Source organism: Halosolutus amylolyticus (assembly GCF_023566055.1).
Taxonomy (GTDB): domain Archaea; phylum Halobacteriota; class Halobacteria; order Halobacteriales; family Natrialbaceae; genus Halosolutus; species Halosolutus amylolyticus.
Genome location: NZ_JALIQP010000001.1, coordinates 309,827 through 323,173 on the forward strand (window position 1 = coordinate 309,827; position 13,347 = coordinate 323,173).

At 67.3% G+C, this 13,347-nt stretch carries 11 protein-coding genes; 6 read left to right on the forward strand and 5 right to left on the reverse strand.

The genetic code is table 11. The annotated features are described in order from the left end of the window. The first annotated feature begins 451 nt into the window (after positions 1-451). Positions 452-829 (forward strand): winged helix-turn-helix domain-containing protein, encoded by a 378-nt coding sequence (locus MUN73_RS01550; protein WP_250138689.1) that lies wholly within the window; start codon positions 452-454, stop codon positions 827-829. Continuing rightward, positions 826-1,122, forward strand: a complete 297-nt coding sequence (locus MUN73_RS01555) for a DUF7521 family protein (protein ID WP_250138690.1) — start codon at positions 826-828, stop codon at positions 1,120-1,122. Before MUN73_RS01550 ends, MUN73_RS01555 begins: the two co-directional genes overlap by 4 nt. A 160-nt stretch (positions 1,123-1,282) precedes the next feature. Here MUN73_RS01555 and lpdA read toward each other — a convergent pair whose 3' ends face one another. From lpdA to lipA, 5 genes are all read right to left on the reverse strand, one after another. Then, on the reverse strand, positions 1,283-2,746 hold the full coding sequence (lpdA, locus tag MUN73_RS01560) for a dihydrolipoyl dehydrogenase (protein ID WP_250138691.1): 1,464 nt from the start codon (positions 2,744-2,746) through the stop codon (positions 1,283-1,285). Between the two features lie 67 nt (positions 2,747-2,813). Then, a complete protein-coding gene (locus MUN73_RS01565; RefSeq protein WP_250138692.1) occupies positions 2,814-4,418 on the reverse strand; it encodes a 2-oxo acid dehydrogenase subunit E2 in 1,605 nt (534 codons plus the stop codon). Between the two features lies 1 nt (position 4,419). Next, a complete protein-coding gene (locus MUN73_RS01570; RefSeq protein WP_250138693.1) occupies positions 4,420-5,406 on the reverse strand; it encodes an alpha-ketoacid dehydrogenase subunit beta in 987 nt (328 codons plus the stop codon). 1 nt (position 5,407) lies between these two features. After that, positions 5,408-6,538, reverse strand: a complete 1,131-nt coding sequence (pdhA, locus tag MUN73_RS01575; protein WP_250138694.1) for a pyruvate dehydrogenase (acetyl-transferring) E1 component subunit alpha — start codon at positions 6,536-6,538, stop codon at positions 5,408-5,410. A 374-nt stretch (positions 6,539-6,912) separates the two neighbouring features. Continuing rightward, entirely contained in the window at positions 6,913-7,890 is a 978-nt protein-coding gene (gene lipA, locus MUN73_RS01580; protein ID WP_250138695.1) for a lipoyl synthase, read from the reverse strand. 162 nt (positions 7,891-8,052) lie between these two features. Here lipA and MUN73_RS01585 point away from each other — a divergent pair, with 162 nt between their 5' ends. The 4 genes from MUN73_RS01585 (at position 8,053) to MUN73_RS01600 (ending at position 13,279) form a co-directional block, all read left to right on the forward strand. Then, complete coding sequence (locus MUN73_RS01585; protein ID WP_250138696.1) at positions 8,053-9,462, forward strand: MATE family efflux transporter; 1,410 nt, start codon at positions 8,053-8,055, stop codon at positions 9,460-9,462. Between the two features lie 116 nt (positions 9,463-9,578). Continuing rightward, positions 9,579-10,097 (forward strand): PH domain-containing protein, encoded by a 519-nt coding sequence (locus MUN73_RS01590; protein ID WP_250138697.1) that lies wholly within the window; start codon positions 9,579-9,581, stop codon positions 10,095-10,097. 145 nt (positions 10,098-10,242) lie between these two features. Next, complete coding sequence (locus tag MUN73_RS01595) at positions 10,243-10,842, forward strand: DUF7978 family protein (protein ID WP_250138698.1); 600 nt, start codon at positions 10,243-10,245, stop codon at positions 10,840-10,842. A 73-nt stretch (positions 10,843-10,915) separates the two neighbouring features. Further along, positions 10,916-13,279 (forward strand): DEAD/DEAH box helicase, encoded by a 2,364-nt coding sequence (locus tag MUN73_RS01600; RefSeq protein ID WP_250138699.1) that lies wholly within the window; start codon positions 10,916-10,918, stop codon positions 13,277-13,279. Positions 13,280-13,347 lie beyond the last annotated feature (68 nt).

Consider the following 13,347-nt stretch of genomic DNA (forward strand, 5'->3'; position numbering starts at 1 on the left):
GAACGTGGCGGCGTGCGCCACGTCGTTCGCATTAGTTTCGAACGCCCGGTTCGCATATAAGGCCGTCGAACGAGAGCCGCATCGGAATCCGGTACCATGAGACGGTTTTGCACTGGACAGTCACCCGAGTGATACTTATAAAGAAACCAGTAACTCGACGAATCAGTACGATGGAAGTCGACGCAGGCACGGAGTATCACGCGGGCGGAGGTCGGCCGGTCATTCCGCCCTCGCAGACACGGTCGGGCCGAATGATACCCGCGCGGTTCGCACTCGGGCGTGCACGCGCAAGAAGGCTTCGTGTCGACTGGGCCCAGAGGGGCTCGGGTTCGACCGATAGCGTGTCACGGGCGACGATCGGCCCGAACTGGTTCGGGGACGGGTCGAGACACCGGCAATCGGCACTTCGCATCGATGCCGATAAACCGTGTGCGTCACAAGGGGCAGATGAATGGTCCGGGACCCGATCGGTGCGGAGTCGATGCCGCCAGCGGAAGAGATCTGCGCTGCGCTCGACGATCCCGATTGCCGTGAGATTATCCGGAATCTCGAGGAACCAATGACGGCTTCAGAGCTCACTTCCCGGTGTGAGATCCCACAGTCGACGCTGTATCGAAAGCTCGAGTTGCTGACCGACGCGACGTTGCTCGAGGAGTCGACCGAGATCAGGCGCGACGGTCATCACGCGAGCAAGTACTCGGTCGCGTTCGACGAGATCACGCTGGTACTCGACGAGGACCGATCGCTCGCGGTAGAGATCGAACGGCCCGCCCGGACGGCCGACGAGCGCCTCGCCGAGCTGTGGTCGGAGGTGCGCAAGGAGACATGAGCCCGCACCCGAGCGGGACGGCCGAAACGGCGCTCGCGCTGGCAATCGTCAAGACGCTCGTGCTCGTGGTCGGCAGCGTCATCACCTTCTTCGCGTTCAAGGCCTACCGCCGCACGCGACAGCGTGCGCTCGGATATCTCGCGGCCGGGTTCGGAATCGTAACCCTCGGGCTCGTTCTGGCGGGGATGCTCTACGAAGTGCTCGGCGTTCCCCTCCCGATGGGCGTCCTGCTGGAGAGTCTCCTCGTCCTGATCGGCTTCCTGGTGATCGCCTATTCGCTGTACGTCCAGTAGCCCTCGCAGTCAGCGTCGTCCGTGACCGCAGCGAACTCGTTCTATCGCTCTTCGGAGACGGAACGAGATCCCCCCGAGGGGTGGGCGTACCGTACTGCCAGAAAAGCGAGACGGGCTATCGATCGGCCGTCCAGGGTCGGCGATCGATCGGGAACGGAGGTCAGCGGTTCAGCGTGTGGATCGCGTGTCCGAGCGCGTTCTCGGCGGCCTCCATTACCGACTCCGACAGCGTCGGGTGGGTGTGGACGGTCGCCGCGACGTCCTCGACGGTCGCGCCGAGTTCGATCGCCAGTCCGAGTTCGGCGATCAGTTCCGATGCCTCGGGCCCGACGATCTGGGCACCGAGGACGTACCCCTCGGACTCGTCGGCGACGATCTTGACGAAGCCGTCTGCGTCGCCGGTCGTCAGCGCACGACCGCTGGCCCGGAAGGGGAACTTCCCGACGATCGTCTCGAAGCCGGCATCCGCGGCCTCGGACTCGGTCATCCCGGCGGTAGCGATCTCGGGATCGGTGAAGATCGCGGCGGGCATCGCCTGGTAGTCGATCGCCGCGGGTTCGCCGGCGATCACTTCAGCGGCGACCTGTCCCTCCATGCTCCCCTTGTGGGCGAGCATCGGTTCGCCCGCGACGTCGCCGACCGCGAAGACGTGGTCCACGTTCGTGCGCGCGCGCGAATCGGTTTCGATGAAGCCCCGATCGTCGGTTTCGACGCCGACCGCCTCGAGATCGAGCGTGTCCGAGACCGGTTCGCGGCCGACGGCGACGAGGACGTGCTCGGCGTCGAGTTCGAGCGGTTCCGCTTCGACGGCTTCAGCCTGCCCACCGTCTGCCGCGGCCTGCTCGGCGGGCTCTGCTTCGACGCGGATCCCGTCGCCGTGGTCGTACCACTCCGAGGCGGTGTAGCCGAAGTGGAACTCGATCCCGAGGTCAGTCGCTCGCTGCTTGACGGGCCGTTTGAGATCGTCGTCGTAGCCCGGGAGGATGCCGTCGAGCATCTCGATGACGGTCACGTCGGTCCCGAGTTTGGCGAAGACGCTCGCCAGTTCCATCCCGATGTAGCCGGCCCCGACGACGACCAGCGAGTCGGGCACCGAGTCGAGCGCGAGGGCCTGCTTCGAGTCGAGTACGGGTTCGTCGCCGTACTCGAAGCCGGGGATCTCGATCGGGCGCGAGCCGGTCGCGACGATCGCGTGCTCGAACTCGATGCTCTCCGAGCCCTGGCCCTCGCCGCTGTGGGAGATGCGGGCGGTGTTCTCGCCGTCGAAGGTGGCAGTTCCCTCCAGCAGGTTGACGCCGTTCGCCTTGCAGAGCTTCTCGACCCCGCCGGTGAGCTGGTCGACGACGCCGTCTTTCCAGTCGACCATCTTCGCGAGGTCGACGGCGGGATCGGCGTGGATCCCCATCTCTTCCGCGTTGCCGGCCTCGTGGGCGACGTCGGTCGCGGTGATCAGCGCCTTCGAGGGGATACAGCCGTGGTTCAGGCAGGCCCCGCCGTAGGCGTCCTTTTCGACGAGCGTTACGTCCAGATCGAGCTGTCCGGCACGGATCGCGGCCACGTAGCCGGCGGGGCCGGCCCCGATGACCAGCACGTCCGTTCCGGTGGTGACGTCTCCGACGACCATCAGTTCGCCCCCGCTCTCGTAGTCTTCGTAATCGTACTCATATTCGTACTCGTAGGTTGGTCTTCCATCACTCGAGCAATAGCAGTTCGGGGTTCTCGAGGTACTCCATCACGGTGTTCGTAAACTGTGCGCCGACCGCGCCGTCGATCAGCCGGTGATCGAACGACAGCGACAGGGTCAGCACCGATCGCGGCTCGATCGTCTCCTCGCCGTTCCGTTCGACGACGCGCGGCTTGCGCTTGATCTCGCCGACCGCGAGGATGCCCGACTCGGGGTAGTTCAGGATCGGCGTCGCGTACTCGCCGCCGATGCCGCCGACGTTCGTGATCGTGAACGTCGACCCCCGGAGTTCGTCGGGGCTGATCGATCGCTCGCGAGCCTTCTGGACGAGTTCGTTCATCTCCGAGGACAGTTGCAGGAGGCCCTTCCGATCGGCGTCCTCGAGGACCGGTACCATCAGTCCGACGTCGGTCGCGGTGGCGACTCCGATGTTGTAGTAGTCGCGGTAGACGACCTCCTCGTTTTCGTCGTCGATAACCGCGTTCATCTCGGGGTACTCCTTCAGGGCCGCGACGACGGCCTTCATGATGAACGGCATGTAGGTCAGCCGGATACCCTGGTCCTCCGCGCGGGACTTGAGCCGATCGCGGGCCTCGACGAGTGCCGTCACGTCCACCTCGTCGTGGTGGGTGACGTGGGGCGCGGTGTACTTCGACTCGACCATCGCGTCGGCGATCGTCTTGCGGACGCCGCGGAACGGTTCGCGCCGTTCCCGCTCGCCGGGGGCGAACTCGGTCCCCTTCTCGGCGTCGCCGACCGGTTCGCCGGCCTCGATCGCCTCTCGATCGGCCTTTTGAGCCTGCCGCTGGGCCTCGGCGTACTCTTTCACCGCTTCCGGCGTGACGAACGCCTCGCCGTCGCGCTCCTCGTCGGTCGGGACGGCGTCGATGTCGACGCCCTCCTCCTCGGCGAGGCGTCGAGTCGCGGGCGCGGCCAGGGTTTTGTCCCGATCGGCCGACTCGATCCCTGCTGGCGGGGCCTGGATCCGCTGAGCGCTACCCGCGGTACCGGTCGCTGTGCCGCCGGACTCGGTCGCGGACGTGTCCACGGTCGATTCGGATTCCGCCGTCGCGCCGTCGTCCGGCGCGGCGGTCTCCGTACCGGCCGCGACTGTACCGCCGCTCGCTGCGGCCTCGACGTCCGCCGCGGTGATCCGACCGCCGGGGCCGCTCCCCTCGATCGTCGAGAGGTCGATTCCCTCCTCGCGGGCCATCCGACGCACGCGCGGGGGTGCGAAGACGCGATCGTCGGGCGTTTCGACCTCGGCGGTCTCCGCGCCGGGATCGCCGGCGACGTCGCCCTCGTCGGTGGCCTCGACGTCCTCGTCGACGGCGGGTTCGGCCGCGGCTTCGTCCGCACCGCCTTCGGCCTCGCCCTCGACGTCGAACGTGACGAACACGTCGCCGACGGGGATCACGTCGCCTTCCTCGTAGTGCAACTCTTTGACGGACCCGTTGACCGGTGCGGGAACCTCCACGAGGGCCTTGTCGGTCTCGACCTCGGCGATCGGCTGATCTTCGCTGACCTCGTCGCCCGGCGCGACGAGCCACGAGACCAGTTCGCCCTCTGCGACGCCCTCACCGACGTCGGGGAGTTTGAACTCGCGGACCATGTTAGAACTCCACGGCGTTCCGGATGCCGTCCTCGACCCGCGCGGCCTCGGGCAGGTAGTAGTCCTCGAGCGCGTACAGCGGGAACGGCGTGTCGAAGCCGGTGATGCGCTCGATCGGTGCCTCCTGGTGGAGCAGAGCGTTCTCCTGGATCGTCGCGGTGATCTCTCCAGCCAGTCCGCCCGTCTTCGGGGCCTCGTGGACGACCGCCGCGCGGCCGGTCTTCTTGAACGACTCGACGATGGTGTCCTCGTCCAGCGGCGAGAGCGTTCGCAGGTCGACGACCTCGACGTCGATCTCGCCCGCGAGGTTCTCCGCGGCCTCGATGGTCGGCCGGGTCATCGCGCCCCACGTGAACACCGAGATGTCCGACCCCTCACGGCGGACGGCGGCCTCGCCGATCGGCACCTCGTAGGGTTCGTCGGGCACCTCCTCGCGGAACGCGCGGTAGATGAGTTTCGGTTCGAGGAAGACCACCGGATCCGGCGATCGGATCGCGCTCGTAAGCAACCCCTTCGTGTCGTACGGCGTGGAGGGGATGACGACCTTGAGCCCGGGCTGGTGGACAAACATCGCCTCCGAGGACTCGGAGTGGTGTTCGGGCGCGCGGATCCCGCCGCCGTAGGGGGCCCGGACGACCAGCGGACACGTGTATCGCCCGCGCGAGCGCGTCCGCAGGCGCGCGGCGTGAGAGACGATCTGGTCGAACGCCGGGTAGATAAAGCCCAGGAACTGGATCTCGGGCACGGGGCGCATCCCGTAGGCGGCCATTCCGATCGCGGTCCCGACGATGCCCGACTCGGCCAGCGGCGTGTCGATCACGCGGTTCTCGCCGAACTCGTCGTACAGTCCCTCGGTGGCGCGGAAGACGCCGCCGTTCTTCCCGACGTCCTCGCCCATGACGACGACGTCGTCGTCGCGTTCCATCTCGCTGTGCAATCCGTCGCGTACCGCCTGTACCAGGGTGAGATTTTCCGATTCTGCAGCCATGTTAGCCCTCCAGTAGCGCGTCGTCTCCGTGGCGTTCGCGTACCGATTCGAACCACTCGAGCTGTTCCTGTAATCGTTTGGGCATGCCGTCGTAGACGTGCGCGAAGATTTCCTCGGGGTCAGGTCGTTCGACGGACTCCGCCTCGTCGATCGCCTCGGCGACCTCGTCCCGGATCCGCCCCTCGATCGCGTCGACGCGCTCGTCGTCCAGGAGTCCGTGATTCCGCAGGAACGTCTCCATCCGCGGGATCGGGTCCTTCTGTTTCCAGCGCTCGACCTCCTCGTCGTCGCGGTAGACCGAGGGGTCGTCCGCCGTCGTGTGCGCGCCAAAGCGGTACTGGACGGCCTCGATCAGCGTCGGTCGAGTCGCGCTGCCGGGCGAGTCGTCCTCGAACGCATCCGGGTTCTTGGCCTTCTCGACGGCGTCGCGGGTGACCTTGTACACCGCGAGCGGGTCCATCCCGTCGACCTGGACGCCCTCGAAGCCGTAGGCGGTGGCCTTCTGGGCGATCGTCTCGCTGGCCGTCTGGCGCTCCCGCGGGACGGAGATGGCCCACTGATTGTTGTTACAGAAGAACACGTTCGGCGTGTCGAAGACGCCGGCAAAGTTCAGCCCCTCGTGGAAGTCGCCCTCGGACGTCGCGCCGTCGCCGAAGTAGCAGAGGAACGCCTTCTCCTCGTCGCGGAGTTTCGAGGCCCAGGCCGCGCCCGTCGCGTGCGGGATCTGGGTCGCGATCGGGACGGCGACGGTGAAGATGTTGGCCTCGGGGGGGATCTGGTTGCCCTGCTCGTGGCCCATCCAGTACAGCAGGGTCCGCTTGAGCGACATGCCGCGAACGAGGGAGACGCCGTGTTCGCGGTAACTGGGGAAGAGCCAGTCTTCCTGGTCCAGCGCGTGGGCGCTGCCGATCTGGGACCCTTCCTGGCCGGACAGCGGCGGATACGTTCCCATCCGCCCCTGTCGCTGGAGGCTGACCGCCCGCTCGTCGAAGTGGCGTGCCAGGCGCATCTGCTCGTACATCTCGACGAGTTCGTCGTCCGCCAGGTCGGGGACGTCGGCACCGTCGAGAACCCGGCCGGTGTCGTCGAGGATCTGTACTCGCTCTCGGGGGTCGCGCTGTATCGTACTCACGGGTATACCCACCTGCACATACCCAAACGAATTATCGCTCGCGTTAAAGGATTTTCGTAAATAGTTTACTATCAAAGAGATTCTTGCGGCGCATACTGGGAGGTGTCCGATGATACGACCTCGAATAGCTCGTTCGTCAGATAATACGGTCTCCGAGAACGAGTTCTCGGAATGTTCGTGAACTAATTATCGGAATAGTGGACGCACGGTCGATCACTCGGGGCGTACAGGCCACCGATACCGCCAGCAACGCCGGCCAGCGTGTAGAGACGATGGCGTGCTCGATCCGGGACCGTCGATAGTCAGCCGTTACCGGATCGGATCCGACGCCGACGCCGGAAGCCACTCCGGGACACCGGCGACGACGGGAGACGCTACTCGGGAACGCCGGTCGCCGCGGATCCGGCGTGGCCGTCGCCACGCGCGTCCGCTCTGGCCTCCTCGACGCTCTTCCCCTCGCGGAGCACGGCGTCGACGAACAACTCCCCGGCCTTGTACGACGATCGAACCATCGGCCCGCTCGCACAGTACAGGAACCCTAACTCCTCCTCGGCGACCCGTCGCCACGTCTCGTACTTGTCCGGGTGGTCGTACCGCTGTACCTCCAGGTGGGATCGCGACGGGCGGAGGTACTGGCCGAGCGTGACGATGTCGACCCCCCGCTCGCGACAGTCGGCCAGCGTCTGGTAGACCTCGTGGTCGTACTCGCCGTGACCGAGCATGATCGAGGTCTTGGTGTAGATGTCCGACTCGCGATCGACCTGTTCGAGCACCGACAGCGACTGTTCGTAGCCCGCGCGCCGATCGCGGACGGGGAACTGCAGGCGCTCGACGGTCTCGACGTTGTGTGCGATCACGTCCGGATCCGCGTCGATGATCTTCCGGACGAGTCGTTCCTCACCCTGGAAGTCCGGGATGAGTACTTCCACGAGGATGCCGGGGTGGCGATCCTTGATCTCCCGGATCGTCTCGGCGAAGTGGCCCGCACCCTGGTCGGGCAGGTCGTCCCGATCGACGCTCGTCAGGACCACGTAGTCGAGGCCGATCTCGGCGATGGCCTCGGCGACGTTCGCGGGTTCGTCGGGGTCCAGCGGTTCCATCCCGCCGGTCTCGACGTCACAGAAGTTACAGGCGCGCGAACAGCGATCGCCCATCAGCATGAACGTGGCCGTCCCGCCCTCGCCGTCGCCGGTCCCCGCGCCACCGGACCAGCACTCGCCGAGGTTCGGACAGTTCGCCTCCTCGCAGACGGTGTGGAGGTTCCGCTCCCGGAGCGTCTCGCGGATGCCGGTGAATTCCCGGCCCGACGGTGGCCGCATTTTCAGCCAGTCGGGCTTGCGGGCGGTGTTCATACCCGAAAATGGCCGCCGAAGGTGAAAAACCATTGTGATCGGCGGGTCGATGCGAACGGTCACGCAGAAGTCGTCTGAACAGTTCAGCCACCGGAATACTTGCGTGAACAGTTCGAACGGCAGGAAGATTTATTTAATGTGTTTATGTTGACGTAGTAGTAGATGCTCGATCTCGATCGCGACGAGATCACGGGCGGCCCCATTCCGAAGACCCTCGTGATCCTGGCCGTACCGTTGCTCGTACAGAACCTCGTCCAGGTCCTCCAGCAGGTTATCGACACGCTCTGGCTCGGTCGCCACAGTCTGGAAGCGGTCGCCGCGGTCGGGTTGACGTTCCCGGTCGTGGGCCTGGTGACCGCGATCGCGGTTGGAGCCGGCGTCGGCACCCAGGTCCTCGTCTCCCAGCGCGTCGGCGCCGACGAACTCGCACTCGGCCGCCGGGCCGCGGTCAACGGCGCCGTCGTCGGTCTCGTCGGCGGCACGATCGTCGGACTGGCGGTCTGGGCGCTCGCCGGGCGAATCGTGGGCATCTTCGGCGCGCCCGACCTCGTCACCGAGTACGCCACCGCCTACCTCGCGACGATCGCGCTCGCGGTCCCCGTCCTGAGCGCGAGCGAGGCGATCGAGTCGAGTTTCATCGGCTGGGGCGACACGCGGGCCGCCCTGTACATCAACGTCCTGGCGATCGCGGTGAACCTCGTGCTCGACCCGTTCCTGATCTTCGGCTGGTGGCTGTTTCCCGAACTCGGCGTCGCGGGGGCCGCGGCGGCGACTGGCATCGGCTACGGCGTCGGGATCGGGCTCGGGATCGGCATGGCACTGCGGGGCCGCAGCGGGTTCGCTCTCTTGCGAACGGACGTCGACCTCCACCTCGACGACTGCCGCGAGATCGTCGACGTCGGCTGGCCGACCGCCGGCCAGTACGTCTCGAGCCAGTCCGCACGCGTCGGGATGGTCTGGCTCGTCGCTCTCGTCGGCGGCGCGGCGGGGCTGGCGGCGTACACGATCGGTGCCCGGGTCGCGACCATCTCGTTCGTCCCCGCGATCGGGCTCCAGCAGGCCGCCCAGAGCATGATCGGCCAGAACCTCGGGGCGGAACGCCCCCTCCGGGCGCGGCGAACGACGTGGACCGGCGTCGCCATCGCGAGCGTCGGACTCACGGTCGTCGGCGCGATACAGTGGGCGATTCCCGGCGCGCTGTCGGCTGCCTTCGTCCCCGACGCGACGCCGGCGGAACTCGCGGTCGCGGCGGAGTACCTGCGAATCCTCGCGTACGGCTACTGGGCGATCGGCGCGACATACCTCCTGCAGGCGGGGTTCAACGGCGCGCGGCGGACGCGAACGAGCCTGGTCGCCACGCTGTTGCAGTACTGGGTCGTCCGGATCCCGGTCGCCGCGGGCGCGGCGTTCCTCCTGAACATGGGCGTGACCGGCGTCTTCTGGGCCGTCACCCTCTCGAACGTCGCGGCGGCGATCGGGCTGGGGGCCTACTACTGGTCCGAGACGACGACCGGGATGAACGAACGCGCCGCGAAGACCGCCGCCGCGGAGGGTGCCGAGGCCGCGGACTGAGCCGACCCGCGGCATCGTCTTCGCGTGCGTCCCCGCTCGTCCACTCGTTCCGCCCGATCGTCGACAACTGACGCGCTGCAACAGTTTTACGGCGACGAACGGAATAGCAGGGGCCCATGGCCTCGACGACCGCGGACTGGCTCCACCTCTCGGACGACGAGGCGATCGTCTGGGAGCGTCGCCCGCACCCGATCGCGATGGGGAGCGGCCTCCCGATCGGGATCGGACTCGCGGTGCTCGGCGTTCTCCTGGCCGGCTGGGGCGCGATCGCGGGGATCGACCTCCTGACGCTGGCCGGAATCCTCGTCGCGTTCGCCGGTACCGCGCTGGTCCTCGCCCGCTACGTCGTCTGGACGAACACGCGCTACGTCATCACGTCCGACGAACTGTACAAGAAACGCGGCGTCGTCTCGCGCGACGTCACCCAGTTTCGCCTCGACCGGGTCCAGAACACCAGCCTGCAACAGCCCCCGCTCGGCCGCCTGCTGGGCTACGGCGACCTGACGGTCTACACCGCCGGCTCCGGCGAACCGGAACTGACGTTCGAGCGGGTCCCGAATCCCGATCGGGCCGCGAGCCACCTCAACGAGCAACTCGGCCGATCGTCCGCGAACAGGGACCAGACGACCGTCTGACGCCGAGTCCCGGGATCCGACGCCGATCCGACACTGCCCGACTCCGATTTTCAGCGTCCGAACTCGATCCCGGTACGTGATCGCGTCCCGATTCCGGTGTGAATGACAAGGCCCATTACGGGGAGTGTGGTCCGTCTCCGACACGATGGCACAACAGTCACTGTCGACGACGGGTCGCGCGCGATCGAACACCGCGAGCGTCGCGGCCAGTGCCGGGACCGGCGTCCTCGCCGCCGCGATCGGCTACCTCCTCACGTACGTCCTGATCGCCGGCGAGGTCGCCGAGGAGTTCGGCGACGGCATCGCCGAGTGGAAAGCCGTCGCCTGGTACTTCTACAACGCGCACATGGTCGACGTCGAGGCCAGCGGTGCGATCGGGGGCCTCGGCGGGACGGACACCGTCGACTTCATCGCCCAGTCGAGCAGTACGAGCGCCACGGTGCTGTACCTCGTGCCGCCGCTCGTGCTCGTCGGCGTCGGAGCGATCCTCGCCTACCAGTGGGACGTTCGCGACCTCGGCGCGGCCGTCGTCGCCGGCGCGCCGGTCGCGATCGGCTACGCCGTGGTCGCGGGTCTCGGCGCGATCGTGGCCGAGTCGAGCGCCGAGCGAACCTTCTTCGGCATCGAGGCGAGCGGGTCGATCGCGCCCGACCTCGTGCCCGCGATCGTGCTGGCCGGAATTCTCTACCCGCTCGTGTTCGCGACCGCGGGGGCAGTCCTGGTGGCGATCGTCCGATCGCGGTGATCGAGTTACGAGGACCTCCCGACCCACGACTCGAAGGAAACGCCTTTGACCGGTCGCTTCCCGTGTCCGTACGATGGAGGTCGCCGAGGTTCTCCCCGAGTTCGCCGACGCCTTCGCCTTCGAGGAGTTCAACCGGATGCAACGCGAGGCCCTGCCGGCCTTGCTCGAATCGGACGAGAACGTGGTCGCGAGCGCCCCGACCGCCTCGGGCAAGACCGCGCTCGCGGAACTGGCGATCTGCAAGGCGCTCGCCGACGGCGGCACCGCGCTCTTTATCGCGCCGTTGCGAGCCCTGACCAACGAGAAGGAAGACGACTGGGACCGCTTCGAGGACCTGGACTACTCGGTCTACGTCGTCACCGGCGAACGGGATCTGAACCCGCGGCGCGCGCGTCACGCGGACATCCTCGTGATGACCCCCGAGAAACTCGACTCGGCGACGCGCAAGCACGATTCGCGCCGGTACGACTTCGTCACCGACGTCGACGTCTGCGTCATCGACGAGGTGCACCTGCTCGACGCCGATCGGCGCGGGTCGGTGCTCGAGGTGACGATTTCCCGCCTGCGACGGCTCTGTGATCCCCGCATCGTGGCGCTGTCGGCGACGATGCCGAACGTGGACGACGTGGCGGCGTGGCTCGACGCTCCCGCGGAGACGACCTTCGAGTTCGGCGAGGAGTACCGGCCCGTCGACCTCAACGCGGGCGTCAAGACCTACACGCACGGCGAGAACACCTTCGCCGACAAGTACCGCCGGCTCTACCGGGCGTTAGACCTCGCTGAGCCACACCTCCGGGAGGACGGCCAGACGCTCGTGTTCGTCTCCTCCCGACAGGACACCGTGCAGGCCGCCAAGAAGGCCAGGGACGAGATCGCCGAACGCGACCTCGAGATCGGCCCGCGCGGCGATTACGACTTCCACGCCGAGTCCAAGGACAAACTCGAGAACGACACGCTCCGGAAGTCCGTCCTCGACGGCGTCGCGTTTCACCACGCGGGCCTCTCGAAGAACGATCGCGACCTCGTCGAGGAGTGGTTCAAAGAGGGACGGATCGAACTCCTGTTCTCGACCTCGACGCTCGCGTGGGGCGTCAACCTCCCGGCGCGCTGCGTCGTGATCCGGGACACGAAACTCCACGACCCGCTCGAGGGCGAGGTCGACATGAGCCCGCTGGACGTGCTCCAGATGCTCGGACGCGCGGGCCGGCCGGGCTACGACGACGTCGGCTACGGCTGGGTCGTCTGCGACACAGCGGAGGCCGACAAGTACCGCCGCCTCCTCCGGGACGGCAAGGAGATCGAGTCCCGCCTCGCGGAGAGCCTCGAGACCCACCTCAACGCCGAAATCGCGATGGGGACCATTACCGACCTGGAGGACGTGATGGACTGGCTCGAGACGACCTTCTACTACGTGCGAGGCCAGTCCAGGCCCGAGGAGTACGACTTCCCGAACCTCCGCGGGCGCGTCCGCGACTGTCTCGAGGACCTCGTCGATCGCGGCTTCGTCGAGATGGACGACGCCGACCTTTCGATCGAGGCCACGGCGCGAGGGATGCTGACCTCGAAGTACTACCTGCGTCTCGAGACGGCCGCGCGGTTCGCGGACCTCTGCGATCGGGTTGGAGAAGACGGGGCGACACTCGAGACGGGAGACATCCTCGAAGCGGTCGCGACCGCCCAGGAGTTCGACTCCGTCTCCGCCCGCCAGTCCGAACGCGACGCGATCGACGCGGTGCTGGTCGGCCACGACACCGGCGACCTCGACGCGGGCGATCGGAAGGTGCTTGCGATCCTCCGGAGCGGGGCCAACGGCTCGGTCCCCCCGGAACTGCGAAGCGACGCGTGGGTGATCCGCCGGAACGCGACGCGACTCGTCTCGGCGCTCGGCGCGTTCCTCGATCGGTTCGCGGGCCCGCACGCGGCGAACCTCGCCCGGCGGGTCGAGGCCCGCATCGAGAACGGCGTCGCCGAAGACGCGGTCGGACTGGTCGCGATCGACGGCGTCGCCGCCGGCCGGGCGAGCAAACTCTCGAAAGAGGGGCTGTCGACCCCCGGCGACGTCGTGGCGGCGGGCGTCGAGGGCCTCGTCGACGCCGGCCTCTCGGACGGCGTCGCCGAAGGCGTCTGCGAGAGCGCCCAGTCGCTCCCCGCGATCGACCTCGAGTGGGGGCAGTTCCCCGACGCGATCGAGACCGGTGAGAACGAGGTCCGCGAGGTCACCGTCAAGAACGTCGGCGAAGCCGCCCGCGCCGGGATCCGGGTGACAGTCAACGGCGTCGAGATGACGAGCACGAACACCTACCTCCGCGACACCGAGACCGTCCCGGTCGGCGTCTTCGGGGCGGACGCGGACGTACTCGAGTTCACCGTGAACGTCGCCTTCCCCGAGGAACCGCTCGTCCCGATCGCGGAGACGCGGACGGTCCGGGTCGAGTGAGTATCCACCGCGCGATCGAACCTCACCGCGCGATTGGTCCGGCCACGAACCGTTTTGACGACGGCCCT